The 17,217-nt window shown below is 45.3% G+C and carries 23 protein-coding genes and 1 pseudogene; 19 read left to right on the top strand and 5 right to left on the bottom strand.

What is annotated here, in order from left to right; genetic code table 11:
* Both H6A28_RS15250 and H6A28_RS14245 read left to right on the top strand, forming a co-directional pair.
* Positions 1–107 (top strand): annotated as a pseudogene (locus tag H6A28_RS15250) (IS982 family transposase); the annotation flags it as partial.
* A gap of 248 nt (positions 108–355) precedes the next feature.
* Positions 356–634 (top strand): hypothetical protein, encoded by a 279-nt coding sequence (locus H6A28_RS14245; RefSeq protein WP_204480909.1) that lies wholly within the window; start codon positions 356–358, stop codon positions 632–634.
* Positions 635–997: 363 nt separating this feature from the next.
* Here H6A28_RS14245 and H6A28_RS14240 read toward each other — a convergent pair whose 3' ends face one another.
* Both H6A28_RS14240 and H6A28_RS14235 read right to left on the bottom strand, forming a co-directional pair.
* On the bottom strand, positions 998–1,990 hold the full coding sequence (locus H6A28_RS14240) for a nucleotidyl transferase AbiEii/AbiGii toxin family protein (RefSeq protein WP_087248841.1): 993 nt from the start codon (positions 1,988–1,990) through the stop codon (positions 998–1,000).
* Complete coding sequence (locus tag H6A28_RS14235) at positions 1,980–2,654, bottom strand: type IV toxin-antitoxin system AbiEi family antitoxin domain-containing protein (protein ID WP_239465383.1); 675 nt, start codon at positions 2,652–2,654, stop codon at positions 1,980–1,982. Before H6A28_RS14235 ends, H6A28_RS14240 begins: the two co-directional genes overlap by 11 nt.
* A 415-nt stretch (positions 2,655–3,069) precedes the next feature.
* On the opposite strand from H6A28_RS14235, the gene H6A28_RS14230 reads away from it, so the two are divergent.
* The 17 genes from H6A28_RS14230 (at position 3,070) to H6A28_RS14150 (ending at position 14,307) form a co-directional block, all read left to right on the top strand.
* Positions 3,070–3,327 (top strand): hypothetical protein, encoded by a 258-nt coding sequence (locus H6A28_RS14230; protein WP_204428878.1) that lies wholly within the window; start codon positions 3,070–3,072, stop codon positions 3,325–3,327.
* Between the two features lie 11 nt (positions 3,328–3,338).
* A complete protein-coding gene (locus H6A28_RS14225; protein ID WP_204428879.1) occupies positions 3,339–4,193 on the top strand; it encodes a DpnD/PcfM family protein in 855 nt (284 codons plus the stop codon).
* Between the two features lie 34 nt (positions 4,194–4,227).
* Positions 4,228–4,608: a hypothetical protein gene (locus tag H6A28_RS14220; protein ID WP_204428880.1), complete on the top strand. Its 381-nt coding sequence runs from the start codon at positions 4,228–4,230 to the stop codon at positions 4,606–4,608.
* A gap of 95 nt (positions 4,609–4,703) precedes the next feature.
* Positions 4,704–5,627 (top strand): hypothetical protein, encoded by a 924-nt coding sequence (locus tag H6A28_RS14215; protein WP_204428881.1) that lies wholly within the window; start codon positions 4,704–4,706, stop codon positions 5,625–5,627.
* Positions 5,628–5,668: 41 nt separating this feature from the next.
* On the top strand, positions 5,669–5,971 hold the full coding sequence (locus tag H6A28_RS14210; protein WP_239465382.1) for a hypothetical protein: 303 nt from the start codon (positions 5,669–5,671) through the stop codon (positions 5,969–5,971).
* A 33-nt stretch (positions 5,972–6,004) separates the two neighbouring features.
* Positions 6,005–6,268, top strand: coding sequence for a hypothetical protein (locus tag H6A28_RS14205; RefSeq protein ID WP_204428882.1), 264 nt, complete (start codon positions 6,005–6,007; stop codon positions 6,266–6,268).
* 77 nt (positions 6,269–6,345) lie between these two features.
* Positions 6,346–7,503, top strand: coding sequence for a hypothetical protein (locus H6A28_RS14200; protein ID WP_204428883.1), 1,158 nt, complete (start codon positions 6,346–6,348; stop codon positions 7,501–7,503).
* A 2-nt stretch (positions 7,504–7,505) separates the two neighbouring features.
* Entirely contained in the window at positions 7,506–8,402 is an 897-nt protein-coding gene (locus tag H6A28_RS14195; protein ID WP_204428885.1) for a hypothetical protein, read from the top strand.
* 72 nt (positions 8,403–8,474) lie between these two features.
* Positions 8,475–9,032 (top strand): hypothetical protein, encoded by a 558-nt coding sequence (locus tag H6A28_RS14190; protein WP_204428887.1) that lies wholly within the window; start codon positions 8,475–8,477, stop codon positions 9,030–9,032.
* A 187-nt stretch (positions 9,033–9,219) separates the two neighbouring features.
* Positions 9,220–9,498: a hypothetical protein gene (locus tag H6A28_RS14185; RefSeq protein ID WP_204428889.1), complete on the top strand. Its 279-nt coding sequence runs from the start codon at positions 9,220–9,222 to the stop codon at positions 9,496–9,498.
* Between the two features lie 5 nt (positions 9,499–9,503).
* The gene (locus H6A28_RS14180) at positions 9,504–10,208 is read left to right on the top strand and encodes an N-6 DNA methylase (protein WP_204428895.1); all 705 of its coding nucleotides are present in this window, start codon (positions 9,504–9,506) and stop codon (positions 10,206–10,208) included.
* Positions 10,209–10,213: 5 nt separating this feature from the next.
* The gene (locus tag H6A28_RS14175) at positions 10,214–10,423 is read left to right on the top strand and encodes a hypothetical protein (protein WP_204428896.1); all 210 of its coding nucleotides are present in this window, start codon (positions 10,214–10,216) and stop codon (positions 10,421–10,423) included.
* Between the two features lie 34 nt (positions 10,424–10,457).
* Positions 10,458–11,687 (top strand): hypothetical protein, encoded by a 1,230-nt coding sequence (locus tag H6A28_RS14170; protein WP_204428897.1) that lies wholly within the window; start codon positions 10,458–10,460, stop codon positions 11,685–11,687.
* A gap of 71 nt (positions 11,688–11,758) precedes the next feature.
* Positions 11,759–12,634 (top strand): hypothetical protein, encoded by an 876-nt coding sequence (locus H6A28_RS14165; protein ID WP_204428898.1) that lies wholly within the window; start codon positions 11,759–11,761, stop codon positions 12,632–12,634.
* Positions 12,635–12,657: 23 nt separating this feature from the next.
* Positions 12,658–13,818 carry a hypothetical protein gene (locus H6A28_RS14160; protein ID WP_204428899.1) on the top strand — a complete coding sequence of 387 codons (1,161 nt, stop codon included), beginning with the start codon at positions 12,658–12,660 and terminating at the stop codon, positions 13,816–13,818.
* Between the two features lie 16 nt (positions 13,819–13,834).
* On the top strand, positions 13,835–13,987 hold the full coding sequence (locus H6A28_RS14155; protein WP_204428900.1) for a hypothetical protein: 153 nt from the start codon (positions 13,835–13,837) through the stop codon (positions 13,985–13,987).
* A gap of 26 nt (positions 13,988–14,013) precedes the next feature.
* The gene (locus H6A28_RS14150) at positions 14,014–14,307 is read left to right on the top strand and encodes a DUF4120 family protein (protein WP_204428903.1); all 294 of its coding nucleotides are present in this window, start codon (positions 14,014–14,016) and stop codon (positions 14,305–14,307) included.
* A 212-nt stretch (positions 14,308–14,519) separates the two neighbouring features.
* On the opposite strand, the gene H6A28_RS14145 is transcribed toward H6A28_RS14150, so the two are convergent.
* From H6A28_RS14145 to H6A28_RS14135, 3 genes are all read right to left on the bottom strand, one after another.
* Positions 14,520–15,053, bottom strand: a complete 534-nt coding sequence (locus H6A28_RS14145; RefSeq protein WP_204428905.1) for a hypothetical protein — start codon at positions 15,051–15,053, stop codon at positions 14,520–14,522.
* Between the two features lie 6 nt (positions 15,054–15,059).
* Positions 15,060–16,799 (bottom strand): DUF3289 family protein, encoded by a 1,740-nt coding sequence (locus tag H6A28_RS14140; protein WP_204428914.1) that lies wholly within the window; start codon positions 16,797–16,799, stop codon positions 15,060–15,062.
* Between the two features lie 138 nt (positions 16,800–16,937).
* The coding region (locus tag H6A28_RS14135; protein ID WP_204480908.1) for a hypothetical protein at positions 16,938–17,217 on the bottom strand (280 nt) is incomplete at its 5' end.

Below are 17,217 nucleotides of genomic sequence, written 5' to 3'. Positions count from 1 at the left end.
ACTTCATTGCCAATTCTCTATCTGCCATAGCAGCATACTGTTTCTTTGAAAAGAAGCCCGCCATTGACCTGTGTTTTGTCAAAGACGGGCAACTTACTATGTTTTGAATTATATCGAACTCACGTTAATTAGGAGATTCCCCTAAACGACTACCTCTAATTTTCACAACCTCCCGACAAAAATACCTCAGCACGTTCGTGCGGAGACCTCGGCACGTACGTGATGAGAGGTCGACACAAACGTGACGAGGTGTCGACTCGTTCGTGTCGAGGTATCTATAGCGCTACATTTGAGAAAAAAAGAAGAACAACATAACAATAATCTTCTTATCTTTAGGGCACAAAAAACGAGAACGATGAACACAGATGACTTACTGGAACTAAAAACCCGCATGGAGAATGCGCTGGAGAATGATTTGCTGGAAGACGAAAGTTTCGATATCAACGAATTTGAAGAAGAAGTCTGCACGATAGAACAAGACCTGGAGGACTACCTGCCCGCAGCCCGCGATGCGGAACGCAAACTGATAAACAATATCCTCCGGCTGATTACCAAGGTAAAAGACGAATACGAATTTTTCGACGCGGAAGCGGAACGCAGGGCTATGTTTTCCAACGGAGAGGATGATTACTGACCCATATAATTCCACATCGAAGATTCCCCAAAAGCAAAATAAGGATATATAAAGGAAGGGAAGAACAGACAAATGAAAATCCCCATATGGATATTACGTTTTTTTTTATAAACAAGGCTTAACAATTGCATACAAAAAAACTTGATTTTACATTGAATATAAAATCAAGCTTTTATCGCGGTGCGGACGGGACTAACCTTCTCAAATTTAACATCTGATATTCAGTAAGTTATTAAGTATTACCTGAAAAAGGTCCCCGATTTTGCACCTATATAGCCTCTATATTCTTCTGTTAGGAATTTGCCTTATTCCGTTTGGCAAATATACGAAATTTTGTTGATATGGCAATGACAATCTAAAAAATTAGTTGCTTTCAATTTCATCTTTGTCCTTCATAATTTGTTGTTGTGTCCGTAACGCGACCGGATGGTTAAGCAATTTAATGGCCGTTTCATTATCAAACAGCAAATCGGGACAATAATTGCCCCTATAAAATTCATCTATGTACTTTTGTTCTGTTTCATCCAATGCCATCAGTGCAGAAAGATAGTTTATTACACAATGATTTATTTCATCCTTTGGGTATTTCCCCGCATTGATATGAAGCATCGGCAATAGTTGTGCCTTGACATCCTGAAACGGCATTTTCAAAATATGCCTTACATCCTGTTTTAAAAGATGAGGATTGTCCGGATTCCCCAAAGTACTGTAAAAAACGATGCATTTTCTGAGCAAGGCACGTTCTTCCGGAGTTGATAGGATATTCGATTGGGCAAGAGAATATATATCATAGATATCTCTTGGCTTGCAACGCTCATAAAACGCCTTAATTTTTCCACCGAATAGTTCCGGCAGGGCTAAATGTGTAACATTCAGCATACCATCTTTTACTGAAAAAGGAAAAGGTATTTGGGTTATCACATAGGGAAGTATATGGCACCTGTTATGATAATTTATATCCAGCTTTATCTTGTCTCTACTCCCTGTTACTGTTATGTAATATAAAGAATAAGAGTCCAATGAGAATGATTTCCGCAGTGTAACTTCATAATCGTTCTCTTGGCAATATTGGATCAATGCCTGATTGATTTTGTTCCTTTCCTCCATCATCTGCTCTTTCGACATGTTTTCCGCAAAATCCAGGTCGAGGTCAACCGAGAGTCTGGGCGGTTCGGCAAAAGCAAGCAAATTGATGGCGGTGCCTCCTTTCAGCAATAATTTCCCTCTAAATTCCGTATGCGTATTCAGGTCATTCAGAATAAAAGACAGCCGAATGACTTTTTCAACATTATTGACCGTGTAATTATGTTCTGCGGCAATCTTTTGTATTTCAGATTTCTGAAGATCAAATTTCATAATAGCAATCTTTTTGAATTTCTTTCATTGCATTTGCCGGGATACACAGTTTCCATTCCTTGGAAAATGAATCACAATAATATGGATTTATTAAGTAACTGATATTCTTTCCCATGCCTTCCTTGCATGCTTTGAAAAAATAGTCCGACAAGCGCAAATCATCTTTAAAGTGAGACAAAACAAATCCCGCACGTTGAAAGAGGCTCTTGCTTCCATACAGTTCCAGACAGTGTAGCATATCTTTCTCATTGACAAGCGTATGGTCAAGTTCTGATATGGCATACAATAGTTCTTCCAATCCTCCAGCCAGATTTATATTGTACAGACAGTCTATAAGAGTCTGGTTGATAGATGTTACCCGGATCGGATACGGATTGTCTTTATCCACGACAAGCGGTTTATACAAGAACTTTACCGGCTTATAAATATAGGACTCACCTTGATAAGTGAATGTACGGAAAATGGAGGAACTATATACATACAACCAGTTGAATTCCTGTGTCTGTAGTGAATAATATTCCAAGGCAGCATGATACACAAGGCAACCTTCCTCGACAGCGTTGCAGGCTATTCTGAACTTGTCCTGTAAATCTGAGGGCAAATAGATACCTTTGCGCACATGCGCCACCATTCCCTGTTTCTTCCAGCGAAACAAGGATGGCATTATGCTCTTTCCTTTAAGGGAATGATAACGCTCTAATTTTTGGGATGTCTGAGATATATCCATACTTAATGTTTTATGCAAAGATACGGTTTTTATTTGAATTGCGTATAATTCTAAGTATATAATCTACTGAAATAATTCTTCTTCAAATTGATAAAGAGTGATATTGTATTTGTCCACACCTTAATAGCACAATCCATATTTCTCTTTCTTACAGCAAATTTAGCCCCCTGCCTTTGGATTGAGCAAGGCCATGCCCCGTTGGGGTTGGCCGGGAAAAAATCATCCTCGCTTCGCTGCGGTATTTTTTCCCGCCAAGCCTTGCACAATCCCGGCAGGAAGCAACCCTGCACGTAAGAAACAGAAATACTGGCTCCAAGAGCCGGTCATGTCTAACCGTATAAAGATTGCAAACATGAGAACAGAAGTAAACCAAACGAGAATTAACGGCAAGTATCCTACAGACAGCGTATATTATTTCGGAATAGCGTATCCTGTGCGTGAAGTGGATGGATATAAGGTTTCCACGGAACGGTTGGAGGCCAGGCTGGAGTTTGACAGCCCTTTATTGATAGAAGCAGTTGAGATGCTGGAAGAATTTGCCTGTTTCCTAAGTGATGAGGACATTCATACGCTGTGTGATGAGGAAATACTTGAAATCATCCATTCATAAAAAGAAGAATCATGGAATACAAAATCGCCATTGAGGAAACGCTCCGCCGCGTGGTCGAGGTGGAAGCGGAAAGCCCTTCCCTTGCCGTGTGCAGGACGGAGGACGAATACAACAGGGAAGAGCACGTGCTTACGGCCAATGATTTCATTAGTGTCAATATCATGCTGGCTCCCGAAGACAAGGAGGCGCAGGAATATCTGAACAACAGCACTTTCCGCAGTTTTGTCGAGAGGCGTTTCAGCGACAGTTCTGCGGACATCCCTTTGGAGGACAAAGTCCGCCTTGCGTTCGGAAGCCTGAATAACGCCATTCACGACTTTTACAGGCAAGGGGACAACCTTCCGGCAGAAGAAAAGGAAATCTGGCTGCTCTACCGTTGCGATGCCTGGCTCAGCACGTCCAGCATGGAACTGGTCGCCCCCTTCTCCTCCAAGGAAGCAGTGACGGATTACCTGGCAGGCAACCGCAAGCGCTTCCGGCTGACGCAATGGGACCTGGACTTCTTCCGGGAAAACAATCAGACCCAACGGGGCAGCAGCAATTACATCGCTTTCAGTCATAGCCTTGATCCCGCTCCCGAACCCCAGCCGGCTGATACGGACGACGCTTTCTACAAAAAGCCTTTCCGCTGCGATTGCACCGTCCTGACCCGTTACGAACTTGAAAACCTTTCCTACCCGTTTCGTACGAAGAATACGGATGATGAGACCATGCGCAAGATAGTCCGCAGGATGCACCGGAAGATGAAAGAACGGATAAATGCCGGTGACGATGAGACATCGGATATGGAAGTAATCCGTTTGGAGGAGATGGACGAGGCGGCGGCGCATTTCAATGTCCCTTACTATGAAGATTTGCAGGAATGAGATGATGGCATTACAATTAAAAAAACAAACAAATATGAGTTATCAGATAATTACCAAAATGATTTATAACGCCCATACCCACCAAATAGAAACGTGGCAGCATTCCAACAATGTATGGCCGAGGATTGACCACTTCCTTGCGTTGGATGTAAGGACAGACGAACAGCTGTTCCGCTTCATTACCCTGGTGGCGGAAGGCTCGTGGCAGACACGCAAATGGCGCAAGGCGTTTGAAACGCTGTTCCGGGAATACCCCGAACTGCGCATGGATTCCTACCGGGATGAATTCATAGGCAAATCCTGGCCAGAATATTGCGCCATTCGCTGCAAGTATAAGGAACTTGCCTGGAGCAAATGCGGGGAAATAGCCGCACGTTTCAGGCAGCTTGTCAAAATAAGGATAGAAGAAAAATAACGGAAGGGCGACCGCAAGGCCGCCTTTTTTCATTTATGCACTTTCATACACATCATGTACGGGAAATCAAATCCTGCCGTACACAGGTAACTTCAATGAAGAAAAAACTGACAATGGAATTGGTGAAATCACTGATGGACGAATCCTATACGCTGGTATGGACGGATTGCCGGGACAATCTTGACGGCAACCGTGACCTGCTCCAGGAATGTCTGGACAAGAGAAGTCCGGAACCTCTTTGGGACAAGACGGAAGAATGGTACGGAGATTCCGAATGGGAGGCGGCCAAAGGGATTATGGAAAAGCTCAAGGAAAAATGCATCCTTTTCCATGATTTCGATGAGGAGGAAGTGGAATCTTTCTTTGAGGAACACGATGATGAAATAAGGAGCGAGATTTATGCCCGTGATGATTCAGACGTTTTGACGGAACTGATCAAACATACGGATGACATCCCGGTACGGGTGGAGATGCTTTCCGATTACGACTGCATCAATTCCAACTGGTTTGAATCACAAGGAGGGTATCGTTACGAGGAGTCCTATTTCGGTGACATGGTGGACGCCTTGAAGCTCAATCCCGCCAGGGTAAAGAAGATGCTTGTGGAGAAGGGCTACACGGCACATGGCCGTTTCCCGGACAGGAAAAGCCGATACGGTAAGGAACAAGTGTCCTACGAACATTTCTATCAGGAACTTATCAATTCCTGTTGCGGTGCAAACCTGCTGACCTATATCGGGAAAGTAAGTCTAAAAGACTTATATGACATCGGATTCTCATTCAAGGAAGTCATTATCCCCAAAGGTAACTATTGCGGCATATTCAGTTTCATATACGGCGGCGGCAGCCTGTTCGGAATGGAATTGCAACAGGATGTAAAGTTGGAACTAAAACCAAAAGGCCGTTACGGTTTCCTCTTCAGGCTTGACAACGAAAAGTCAGAGACCGAATGTTCCATTCAACATGTATATGGAGCATGTGACTCCTTCTTCGGTGAAACGTTAAAGATTGTCTCTTAACCAATTTGACAATCATTGTATAATTCTCAAAAGCAGATAAAATGGAAAATAAAACAGAGCCAAGACGAGCAGGAATGTCCGAAAGCAAACAGGGCTATTTTGAAGAAGAATTGTACTGTTCCGGCAACAGCCTTCTACAGAATACCCTTTGCGGTAAGAAATTTGAAGAAATAAAATCCGGTTATGGTGACAGTGAAGTATGTATGGGTGAAATGCTGGCATCCGTACCGGCGGACGGACTGACATTGGAAGAAGCGTTCTACCTGTACATACGGGCCATGCAATGGGCTGAGGGAGACCGCTTTTTCCGCTGGACATATGACGGCAAGGAAGAACGTTTCTGAAGTGAACTATATATAACCTCAAATAGAAGAATTATGAATTTTCAAGCAGAAAATGCAGTTTCCAGTTTCTTCTACTATATGTGGAATACCTGGAGCCAGGAAGAGTGCAGAATTGTGTACGGGAACATGTCCCGTCATTTTTGGGAAAAATGGTGCCTGTTGTCCGGCAATGGCGTATTCGGTGCGGCTGAACGTTTCTATGCGGAGTTGTCGGACACATATCGGCGACCTTTGGTGGAACGGGCAGTCAACCTGTATGACGGCAAGTCACTCCGGAATATACAGAAGCGTCAATAAGTTATGACCGGTATTGATGAAAATATGAATATTGAAACAGTCCAATAAGACTTATGTTTAACTAAAACAACAGAACAATGATGACAACAACGACACCGAAACCCCGTGAAGGACAAGTAGCGGGCTTTCCGAAAGAACAGGCTGTCATGCTCACGGAGAGCAACGCCTACCGTGCGAAAAGCATCAGAAGGACGGGGACGGACGAAGTTCCCGTCCTTTTTCATTTTCGAAAGCGCTGTACGGGCATGCATTCGTATGTGCACACCATAGAGGCGGCTGATGGAATAGAGAAGGTAATCCGTCCGGCGGATTTCAAGGAATGGGAAATTGTCGGATGCAGATATCCTGGCTATCTGGAAGACCTGTATGACAGTGCATGCAGTGCCTACCGGTGGAATTCGTTTGACCCGGAGGAACGTGCCCAGACAGACATCTGTCGCCATGAGGAGCAGTTGTGTGCCGACCTGACTTCCATTCCCGAAGAAAAACGGGAACAATATAAGGAAGGCTACCGGAAGCGCCTTTCCGACTTGTTCGGCAGCCTGTCACGGTGTGCGAGCCCGGCTGTGACCGGACCGACAGGCTTCGACCGCCGGAAACAGGAAAAGGCGGAGCAGGCCTGCCAGAACAGGCAGGAGGAGCTTGAATGCTGGCGGGAACGATTCCTTGCCGCCATGAAGCGGATGCAGGAGGAAGCGCGTCCGGGAGAGGAGAAACAGGAAGCCGCCTGGAAAAGTCTGAAAAGGGATATCGCAGACAGTGCACAAACCATTCACGAACTGGATACCGGAAAAATCCGGGGGTATAACCGGGCGCTTTTCGTCAGCAGCATCCTGAACAAGGTAATGACCTACGTCAACCGGGGTGAAGTGGAAACCGTACAAAAAGCCGTTGACTTTATCCGTACCTGTAATGCCGATGCAAAAAAGCCGATTATCACCCCGCGCAACCGTTTCTTCCAGTTTCCCGAAATGGCGGCCCGTGTAAGAGAGAAAATGCAGGCCTCCAGACAGGAGGAAAACAGTGAAATCCTTTTTGAAGGAGGCAGGCTGGTGTGGAACCGGCAGATTGACCGGCTTCAGATCCTTTTCGACGGCATTCCGGACGATGCCAGGCGTAAAGAGTTGAAGTCGAACGGTTTCCGCTGGTCCCCAAAGAACAAGGCGTGGCAACGGCAACTGACCATGAATGCGGTGCGGGCGGCAAAAAGATTGTTGAACCTTCAAAACGCATGACAATGGACCATGATAAAAGAAAATATGTGGCAGATTCCCGGTATTTTCGGGGAGATGTCCTGACCGTCATGTCTGACGGAGTACATTGTGACGATTCCGGACACACCCTCATAGAATTGCGTGAAAAGGAACATAACCCGTACCTGTATGCTTTTGGAGCGAAGGAGTTGCAAAAGAAAAACCGTATTTACATGGAATCCCTTTGTGCGCCGTTCAGGGAAGTTCACCGGTCATGGTATGAGGAACAGTGCGGTTTCCCTTCCATTCGCCGGAACCGGAACTGCTTCTTTAATGCGACACCTTATCACTGGGAGTTGCATGACTTTTATTTCAAAGTATCCGGCCGGTGCTTTACCGGTATCCGTCCTGTCAACCTGCCCCACGAGGAACTGCAGCGTCAGATAGGCGAACATTACCGGCGTATCACCTTGAAACCGGAAATCCGTAAGTGGAATATTGTTTCTTCCGGAACAGATGAAAACTGCTGGAGAATGGGAACCGCCTATTTCTTCATTACAGGCAAAGGCGGTCCACGCTTCATCTGCAACCTGACCGTATCCGGGGAGATGGAATCCGTTCAGGAGGCACGCAAGGATGTCGCCCGTATCCTCCAAAGCCTGCGCAGGCATCATTTCACTTACTACGCGGGAATGGGAGGCATCGATGACCTGGACCGATTCATGGATTATATGGAGAAGGACGGTTACACTTTGTTAGCGGCCGGGACATTCTTCCAATATCCGGCAGGCAGGGAGTCCGTCACCTTCACGGGAAAAATTAAGGAAACGGGCAAAAGGTTCCTGTACCGTATCTACGACCGTGAAATTTTCCTGCACCTCTTGAAACGCCTCCGGAGCGTCAAGAGAGAAACGGAACATACGGAACGCAGAATGACTTGAGTGTGATTAAAACGAAAGCCCTGTCCTGTCGGATGGGGCTTTCATAATTTTAATAATGATTGGAAACATAAGATGAGAAAGTTCAAGGAAAAACAGGCAGTGTACTGGAACGACCCTGCCGGAGAAACATCAGGCGTCTATGAGGTACTTGATACGAATGAAGAATATAATGCAGGAATAACGGAAGCTGAAATATTGGAATTTGACTCCCGGGTGCTGCTGATAGGGAACGGCGTAAGCGAAGCGGAAGTTTATGCGGAAGAGCTGGCCATTATTGACCCGCCGTCAGGTGAAGGCCAGGCTCTGGTTCAAAAGGAGATGGAGAACGGTTTCAAGATGTTCATCAGGAATAACGGCTGCCAACCGGATTATGCAGTCTGTGCCATTGTTTGGAACGATGGCAGCATCTATCCGGAAGTGAATATCAGGCTTTCCCAAACGGTGAATCCGGCTACAGACGATGACATTTTTTTCTATTGTGACGGGCTGAAAGAGCTCAAGTCGCTCGTTTTCCCCGGAGGGAAAGATTTTTGCATAGCAGACATTCTGTATTTTAAGGGCCTTTGCAGAAGAACGCCAAATAAAAAGCATGATACGAAATGTCATCCTCATTTCTTGCAGCAAAAATAACCGTTTGCCCGGCTGACCGGGCAAGGCGGCCCCCATGGGGCTGGTTGGCTGGGAAAAAATCATCCTCGCTTCGCTGCGGTATTTTTTCCCGCCAAGCCTTGCACGGTCCCGGGCCAAACGCCAACTTTTGCGACAAGAAATAAGAATGCCTGCAAGCAGGCAGATGTCTCATTAAAAGTTAGAATATATGATCACAATGAACTACAGACAAATGCTGGTTGTATCCTTATGGCAGTACAATCATCATGCGAGCGAAGGACTGACCCTTCCGCTTTTTCAGGAAACCTTCGGGAAAGCCTGCGGGCAGCACTATTACGAGAAATGGACGCTTTACTTCAACCGCAACTTGTGGGATATGCTGGCCTATTTCAGGAGCGAGGAGGGAAACGGACAGAAATTCTGCGACATGGTGGCAAGGCAGGTAGAACTTTACCTGCATAACCGGGAACTGACAATTAAAAATTGAAGGCTATGGCACAATACCCGATTCCCAAAGAGATACAGCCCCTGGCAAGGCTGATGACAGATTTTTCCCATGCCTGCGGTTATGATCCGCTGACCGTATTCAATGATTTCCTGACATTTGTCATCCACGGTTTCTCCCCCGGCGCACCCCCGCTCAAAAGCTGGAAATACAAGCGGCAGCAGAATGCCGCGTTCATGGGCATGGTGAACGAATGGGTGCGGCTCATGCAAAGCCGTCTGAAAGAAGATGACAGCTGGTATGACCCGTTCGGCGACATTTACATGGCGTTCTCTTCCGCCGGTTCCAAACAGGCACAAGGACAGTTCTTCACTCCGGTACCAATTTGCGAACTCATGACGGCCTGCGCCGATACGGGAGAACATCTGCCCGGACAGCGGATGGGGGATCCGACCTGTGGCAGCGGACGCCTGCTGCTTGCCTGGCACGTACGCAACCTCGGCGGCTATCTGGTCGGTGAGGACATCAACCGCACCTGCTGCCTGATGACCGTATGCAACATGCTCATACACGGTTGCGTAGGCGAGGTTATCTGGCACGACAGCTTGCAGCCTGAAAAGTTCAACGACGGCTGGCTGGTCAATCCGATACTTACTCGCACAGGCATCCCGACCATATCCAAGATGAGCGGGGAAGAATACTGGACAAGCCGGGAACTTCCTGTAAAAAGAACAATAAATTCTAAAAAATGACAGCTATGACAACATCCATTATTGCCCGGATTTGCAGTTCATGCGGCTGCACTCCGGAAGAAGCGAAAGAGTATCTGGACGGTGAGATACGCAACCTGCTGGACTACAGGGATACGGATGACCTCCGTGCGGAGGATTTCGCACAGGCATGTGACAGCCTCGGACTGGAGCATGACTTCATCCCGTATTTCATCGAACGGCTCAGTATGTGTTGAATTTTGAATTATCCATTATTCAATTGACAAAATCATGAAAGTAAATGCAAGCAATGAACTGAAATCCCGTCTGGCTCATGCAGCAGAAAACGGGAGCGTTATCGCAAGGGACATCTTTGCCGAGTTGAAGAAGAATGTGGATGTCACAGAGATTGTACGGGGATTCTACAACCATTTTTCCACCAAACGCAAACGGACATCCTGCGACGGGTTCCAGAAAATCCGCATCGTGTTCACCGCCTGTAACAAGGACCTGTCCAACGAGCATTTCCCGGACCGCAACAATCCGCAGGCTCCCCTGTTCCCGGAAAACCGGGTGGATATGGAACCGTCCACGTTCGTCAAGCTGTTCAAGAACCTGCCGGAGTATCCGGAAACGGACATGGCCTATTTCGCCAGCGCCATCTGCGTGGACAGCAAGGTGACCGTACGCCTGCTGGAAGGAATGCAGGACATTTACGAGGCATACGACGGGGATAATTATTCTCCGATAGCGGACGATACCACATCAACCCTGCACAATTCCTGCATGCGTTATCCGGAAAAGGCACGCAATGCGGCAGACTTCTATGCCAACTTCGCGGGGGCGAAAATCCTGGTGGCAAGGGACGAGAGCAACAATGTGCTCGGACGTGCCATCGTGTGGGAGAATGTACGCTGTCCGGGTAACAACTATGGGTTGGACACGGTTTCGCTGACAGACCGGATATACTCGTCCCATACGTTTGTCATAGGAATGATGCAGAATGAGGCACGCCGGATCGGGATTCTCCTGCGCAGAAAGTTCAACGATTACCACCATACCAAGGAATATGTGGCACTGAACAGCCTGCAAGAAACAGGCATTGTGGCAGGACAAGAACTCCAACTGGCACTCGTCGTGGAAGTACCGGTTTTCCGCTGGCATAAGAAAGGGGCACCTTATATGGACACATTTTGCAGCATCGCCATGAAATCCGGGAAAATGGAACTGAGAAATTATGAGGGGGAAGGACAGATTGCCAACTGCCGGACTACAAGCGGAAACGCCGTCCGCATGATGCAAGTGTGCCCGAACTGTAACAGGATACATAATGATTTCGAAAAAGTTTTCTGTCCCTCATGCAGGACATCCTTCTATACAAATACCGTTTTCGGAGAAGTGATAAAAGGCACAGCACGGGAATACAAAGGAAAAGTTTACCCTTCCGTGCTTTTCAAGAAAGGCCGGCCGATCCCGCCGTTCAGGACTTATTTGCAACTGGAGAAACTTTTTATATCATAAAGGCTGTCGCAGGCGTATATCCGCAAGGGTGTACGCCTGTACTTGATGTATTATATTCAAATATCAATTTTATGGAAAGACTGATGACACTCTATAACATAGCTTCCCCGTCGGGGAAGGAAAAGCCCATGCTCCGTTACCTCAAAGCGGAGTTGAAGCGTATGGGCATAGCTTGCAGACAGGATCGTCTGGGTAACCTTTATGCCGTAAAGGGCCAGGCAAAGACTTATCCGTGCGTCGTGGCGCATGTGGACGAGGTGCACCACCACAGGACAGGCACTTACGGGGCATACGTGGTGGCGGATGCCATGGTGATAGGCTATGATTATCGCCACAAGCGTATGACAGGCATCGGCGCCGATGACAAGAACGGCATCTGGATCTGCCTGAAATGTCTGGAGGATTTCAAGGTGATGAAATGCGCTTTCTTCGTCCAGGAAGAGAACGGATGCATAGGAAGCCGGGAGGCGGACATGGCTTTCTTTTCGGACTGCCGCTTCGTGCTCCAGTGCGACCGCCGGGGCGATTCGGACTTTGTCACCCGCATACATGGCACGGAACTCTGTACACGCGACTTCATCGGGTGTGCCGCCGCTCCCAAATACGGCTACAAACCGGCCGAGGGTGCCACAACGGATGTATATATGCTGAAAAGAAGGGGACTTCCGGTTTCTTGTGCCAATATCTCCTGTGGGTATTATGAGCCGCATACGGACCGTGAATATACCATACTGGAAGACTTGCACAAGTGTTACCGATTTGTGCGTCATATCGTCATTGCGCATAAGACGGTCAGCATTCACTCTCCGGAGGCGGAACAATATCCCTTTTCCGGATATTATGAACTGTTCGGCATTGGCGGGTATAGCGAGGAAGAATACCAACGGATGCTGGGGCGGTTCAAAAGCGGCTGCTCCCGAAAGCTGTTGAAAAAAGACTTTATCTGACAATATTAAAACAAGAATCATTTATGGAAGCAACATTGACAATGCCGGCAGCTGCGCCGGTACAGAAGCAGCAGGGATTGAATCAGGTAGTGATCAACAAGGTACGGCGGATGGTCGAAGGCAGGCAACAGGATGTGATGGGTACCATTACCCGGCTGCTCGCAGAAGGGAAAATCGCACAGGACTACATTGCACCCATCGGGGGCAGCCGCAGAAACGGAGAACAACATCCTGTCGTGTCGTTCAAGGCAGCGGGCCGGGTGCAGCTTTCGATGCCTGAAGGTGATTTCAGCCTGCACGCCAATGCCATCGGCCAGGTTTCCGAAAAGATGGGCATCCCGGCCAAATACCTCCGTGAACTTTCGGCGGGAGCCGCATGGCAGAAACAGTTGTGCGCCACCATCCTGAACGAGCATTCGGGCTGGACGGAACGGACGCGCGTGCTGGTCCGGGCGGTAGGAACCGAAGTGCGGGGCATATTGTCCGATTCCTATCGGAGGCTCAATTCGGTGGAGATCCTGACCGCATTCATCCGGGAGGCGGCAAACCAGGGGGCGGTCGTTTCAGATGCCTACATGAACGATACGAAGGTCTGGTGCGAGACTATCCTGCCCACTCCCATAGAGATCCCCACCCGCAAGAACGGTACGGTTGTCATCTTTGCCGGGGCACGTTTCTCCACGTCCGATTACGGAAACGGTTCGGTGGACATGCGTTCCTTCCTGCTCAACGGGGCATGCCTCAACGGGATGGTGCGTGAGTCCGTCATGCGGCAGGTACATCTGGGGGCGAAGCTGCCGGACTCAATGGCCCTTTCCCAAAAGACTTACGAACTGGACACGCAGACTACAGTCTCTGCGGTTTCCGACCTGACCAAAGGGCTGTACAGCCGGGACACCCTTATGCAAAAGGCCGTGGAGATTCAGGGAGCCGCTGAGGTGGATGTGGATTTCGATAAGGAACTGAGACAGTTGGTACAGCGGGGAGCCTTGCTGAAGAACGAGGGTCGCGAGGTGGAAAAGCTGCTGATGAACAATAACCCGGACGACGGGGTGACGGGCGGTGCCACACTTTGGAAGCTGACCCAGGGCATCACGGCATTCGCACGGGCACAGCAGCCGGAACGCTGCCGTGAACTTCATGAGATTTCCGGCCAGTTGTTGAACCGGGTGAAGGTGAACTGAAAAAACGGTTGTGGATATGAAAATCGGGGATTTTGCCACGCTGGTACGCCCTTATAAGGGGTACCGCAACATCGAGCTGATTAAGCGCCTGCCATATACATGGCTGGTGCGTATATGCGGAAGCGGATTGGAACTGGAAGTTTATGAGGACGAATTTGTCCTTGATTGAGTATAAACCTTATAAAGAAAACGAGTATGAAAATTTTATGTAGCCAGGAGCACTACGACAAGGTAGTGCAGTATGCCGAATCCATCGGCGACACTACGCTCCAAAAATGTCTGGAGCGGCTGAAGAGTTGGGAAAAGAATCCGAACTGCCCTTGTGAGATTGAGTTGTATTATGACTTTGCTCCTTATTCATTCGGTTTCAGAGAGCGTTATCCGGATGGCAGAATTGGCATTGAGGGCGGACTGCTCTATCATGGCAGGCCGGACGAGTCCCTTGCGGTTCTGTTAGAGCCTTTTCACGGGTGGAGCATACATACTTAATTGTGGATCGTAACATAGAAAAGAATATCAATTTTGAGCTGAAATATGGAGCTTACATAGCTCAGTTCAAAATTGATATTTAGATGATATTTTGTTTATATTAATCTTATCACTGGATATGCATCCACATAGGCATATAATCAAGACTTTATTAACGCAACTATTCATATTATATATAAATTTTTGTATTTATGGTGACGATAACTAAATATCTAATATGTATTGTATAGTTTTTTCTTTTCTTTGTAAAAAGAGTCTAAATTGGAAAAATATTCTTCATTCCAATTAATATATTGAAATTCTCCTTTTTCGAACCAATCCCAATTCACCCAGGTCGAGTAACTTTTCCTCCCTGTAAGATAAAAAAAGGTCCGCATCAAAACATCTTTTGTATGGTTATTAAAATCTTGGATATTATCCCAAGTGGAAAATGTTGGATGATATTCCTTGCCTTCTTTAAAATTTTTTGTCATGTATTTGGTCTCTCGATAAAATAACCGTTCTATTGTTTTATATTTTTTGAGAGTATCAAGAGGCAGTGTGTTAAAATCAAATTTTATTATGATTTCTTTAATCTTTTGCGTATCACAAGGGGCATTATGCACGACAAATACTTCATATTTTCCTAAGCTATCAGTTTGTGTGAGAATTGGATAAAACTTAACTGGTGTTCTTATTCTATACTGATGATAAATTATTATTGTGATTACAATAATAAATATTGGAGTAAGGTATATTTTTTTCATATTTAATCAAATATTAAATTTAAAGATTTCAACATTTTCCATTACCGTTACAAACGGTTTATATCCTCTAAGATGCTGCAAGATAAACCATGCGCAGAAACCATTAGCGACATCTTCGGCTATTCCTTGGCCTAGCCCAGATTTCTTTAGAGGTAATCCCTGCGAAGGATGAGATAGTGAAAATTCTTCAATTAGTATACCTAATACGCCCATTTTTTTCATAATTTTTTCTTTGCTACCATAATTAATAATGTCATCTAAATCTAAACCAAAATGGTCAAAAAACCTATAACGAACTTTAACCATACACTCTTTTTTATTAGGGTTAAAAGAGTACATTTCCATGCTAATTCTAAATCCCCATATGTCATGGATTGCAATAGTTAAACCTCTAAGTCTATCTTCGCTCACATTAAAATTAGGTCTTTTTATATGCTTTATAGTTTCTCTAAAATCTGCTTTATTCAAATCACCTGATTTGTTTTTTATTTCCAGAATAATTCCTTGTTTTATATAGTTTATAAATTCATTGGTAATCTCGCGAGAAAAAACATTTTTAGTTAGAATATCATTTTTGTATTCTAAATTAATGTGCTGTTCTAAATGATTAACTAATAATATATTCTGTTTTTCAAGCTCTCCCCTTGATGTTAATTTAATGAGCCTTTTAAAAATAGCAAACAATTCCTTATCACTCTTTTTATTAAGATTTTGTATGTTTTTTAGAACATTATTATCGGTTATCTGGTTTGTAGTAAAATTGTTTGTATGATTTTTTTGATCTCCCCAATGCATATCTATTGCTATTTTAGTAGATGCTTCTGTAAGCCCATTTCCGTAAGCATCTTCATACTCATAAATATTACGTTCTTGCTTATCACCAAATCCCTCTTTGGTTTTTGTTTGTACGATAACACGTGGAAGATACCATCGTTCTACTTTGGTATGTACAGAAACATTATAGGTACATTGTTTCAAATAAGGCATCACGGTAATCTCTTTACCCTGCCATTCTTCTTTGATTTGTAAATCCAGCGTTTCCCCTTGTTCTTTCAGATATTCTTTCTGACCGTCAACTTCTATCACCCATTTTACACGTTTCCTATCGCTATCTTTTACGTTAGGAACATTGTATTTTGTGACTACATATTGCACCGTTTGAGACACTATTGCCTTGCTTTCTCCTTTAACGGATGTTACTAAAACCACAGGTTCTTCTTGATGAGTAGTAGATTTCTTAGGCGGCTGTATTGATTGGTTTAATTTCACAACTTGCTTAAATACTGTATTACCTAATTTCATCCATCCAAATCCGTAAGTAGTAAGCAACCTTCTGTCCAATCTAACATTTCTATTGATATCCAGGCGCATGGTCGAAATAGAAAGCAGAATACTCATCGGATACCCGTCAGCCATCATACTTTCATGGTATCGGTAGATATACCCCTCCTCAAAGACAAGTTCCCGGAATACCTCCACATCATCCCTGATTAATTGGATTTTCCCGCAAATGGGAGCAGGTTCAAAGTCCGGCCATGAATGATAAGGCACCTGTCTTGACTTGTCGGAAAGCATGGTTTCCAGCAACGAATTGTCTGCATTGGATTCCAACACCACATGAATATCACCGCCTTCCAAACCTGTAACAGGTTTGCCCTTAACGTCCGTATAGCGGTAAAACTCATAACAGAACCTCAAAGCATGATAGGTGTGCCCGTTTATTTCCAGGAGAATTTCCGATGCCATATTTCCTATTGTTGATGATAGAATTGTGCAAATATACAGAAAGAGATGGGAATATAGTAACAAAATAAAAGAATCTCGGCTGATTGTGTTCAATAACATAATTAGTCGAGATCAGGCTTCTGATGTGTTATAGTATTCTTAATGCTGAAAATATGCCAAAATAACGTATGAACCTATCCATGTAAAAATACAATAAATAAAGAAAAAGAAACGGCCTATCATTAAACGAGTTTTTGATTTCTTTGAATACTCTTCAAGAAGAACCTGTAATTTATCTTGCTTAAAATACCTTTTGTAAACAAAAACAACAAATGGGACTAAAACAATTGCGGCATAAATCCAAGAAGTTAACTCCCATTTTGTTGTAATAGGTAGTCTTGGTAATTTGAAATTAGCATAATATTCTATCACATAAATT

The organism is Bacteroides mediterraneensis, from assembly GCF_016900355.1.
Classification (GTDB): domain Bacteria; phylum Bacteroidota; class Bacteroidia; order Bacteroidales; family Bacteroidaceae; genus Phocaeicola.
This window is presented reverse-complemented; position numbering and strand designations above follow the sequence as displayed.

What these genes read in the sequence shown, in the direction of transcription:
- H6A28_RS14245 (WP_204480909.1), top strand. Translation starts at nt 356, where the DNA reads ATGAACACAGATGACTTACTGGAACTAAAAACCCGCATGGAGAATGCG.
- H6A28_RS14240 (WP_087248841.1), bottom strand. Translation starts at nt 1,990, where the DNA reads ATGAAATTTGATCTTCAGAAATCTGAAATACAAAAGATTGCCGCAGAA.
- H6A28_RS14235 (WP_239465383.1), bottom strand. Translation starts at nt 2,654, where the DNA reads ATGCCATCCTTGTTTCGCTGGAAGAAACAGGGAATGGTGGCGCATGTG.
- H6A28_RS14230 (WP_204428878.1), top strand. Translation starts at nt 3,070, where the DNA reads ATGAGAACAGAAGTAAACCAAACGAGAATTAACGGCAAGTATCCTACA.
- H6A28_RS14225 (WP_204428879.1), top strand. Translation starts at nt 3,339, where the DNA reads ATGGAATACAAAATCGCCATTGAGGAAACGCTCCGCCGCGTGGTCGAG.
- H6A28_RS14220 (WP_204428880.1), top strand. Translation starts at nt 4,228, where the DNA reads ATGAGTTATCAGATAATTACCAAAATGATTTATAACGCCCATACCCAC.
- H6A28_RS14215 (WP_204428881.1), top strand. Translation starts at nt 4,704, where the DNA reads ATGAAGAAAAAACTGACAATGGAATTGGTGAAATCACTGATGGACGAA.
- H6A28_RS14210 (WP_239465382.1), top strand. Translation starts at nt 5,669, where the DNA reads ATGGAAAATAAAACAGAGCCAAGACGAGCAGGAATGTCCGAAAGCAAA.
- H6A28_RS14205 (WP_204428882.1), top strand. Translation starts at nt 6,005, where the DNA reads ATGAATTTTCAAGCAGAAAATGCAGTTTCCAGTTTCTTCTACTATATG.
- H6A28_RS14200 (WP_204428883.1), top strand. Translation starts at nt 6,346, where the DNA reads ATGATGACAACAACGACACCGAAACCCCGTGAAGGACAAGTAGCGGGC.
- H6A28_RS14195 (WP_204428885.1), top strand. Translation starts at nt 7,506, where the DNA reads ATGGACCATGATAAAAGAAAATATGTGGCAGATTCCCGGTATTTTCGG.
- H6A28_RS14190 (WP_204428887.1), top strand. Translation starts at nt 8,475, where the DNA reads ATGAGAAAGTTCAAGGAAAAACAGGCAGTGTACTGGAACGACCCTGCC.
- H6A28_RS14185 (WP_204428889.1), top strand. Translation starts at nt 9,220, where the DNA reads ATGATCACAATGAACTACAGACAAATGCTGGTTGTATCCTTATGGCAG.
- H6A28_RS14180 (WP_204428895.1), top strand. Translation starts at nt 9,504, where the DNA reads ATGGCACAATACCCGATTCCCAAAGAGATACAGCCCCTGGCAAGGCTG.
- H6A28_RS14175 (WP_204428896.1), top strand. Translation starts at nt 10,214, where the DNA reads ATGACAACATCCATTATTGCCCGGATTTGCAGTTCATGCGGCTGCACT.
- H6A28_RS14170 (WP_204428897.1), top strand. Translation starts at nt 10,458, where the DNA reads ATGAAAGTAAATGCAAGCAATGAACTGAAATCCCGTCTGGCTCATGCA.
- H6A28_RS14165 (WP_204428898.1), top strand. Translation starts at nt 11,759, where the DNA reads ATGGAAAGACTGATGACACTCTATAACATAGCTTCCCCGTCGGGGAAG.
- H6A28_RS14160 (WP_204428899.1), top strand. Translation starts at nt 12,658, where the DNA reads ATGGAAGCAACATTGACAATGCCGGCAGCTGCGCCGGTACAGAAGCAG.
- H6A28_RS14155 (WP_204428900.1), top strand. Translation starts at nt 13,835, where the DNA reads ATGAAAATCGGGGATTTTGCCACGCTGGTACGCCCTTATAAGGGGTAC.
- H6A28_RS14150 (WP_204428903.1), top strand. Translation starts at nt 14,014, where the DNA reads ATGAAAATTTTATGTAGCCAGGAGCACTACGACAAGGTAGTGCAGTAT.
- H6A28_RS14145 (WP_204428905.1), bottom strand. Translation starts at nt 15,053, where the DNA reads ATGAAAAAAATATACCTTACTCCAATATTTATTATTGTAATCACAATA.
- H6A28_RS14140 (WP_204428914.1), bottom strand. Translation starts at nt 16,799, where the DNA reads ATGGCATCGGAAATTCTCCTGGAAATAAACGGGCACACCTATCATGCT.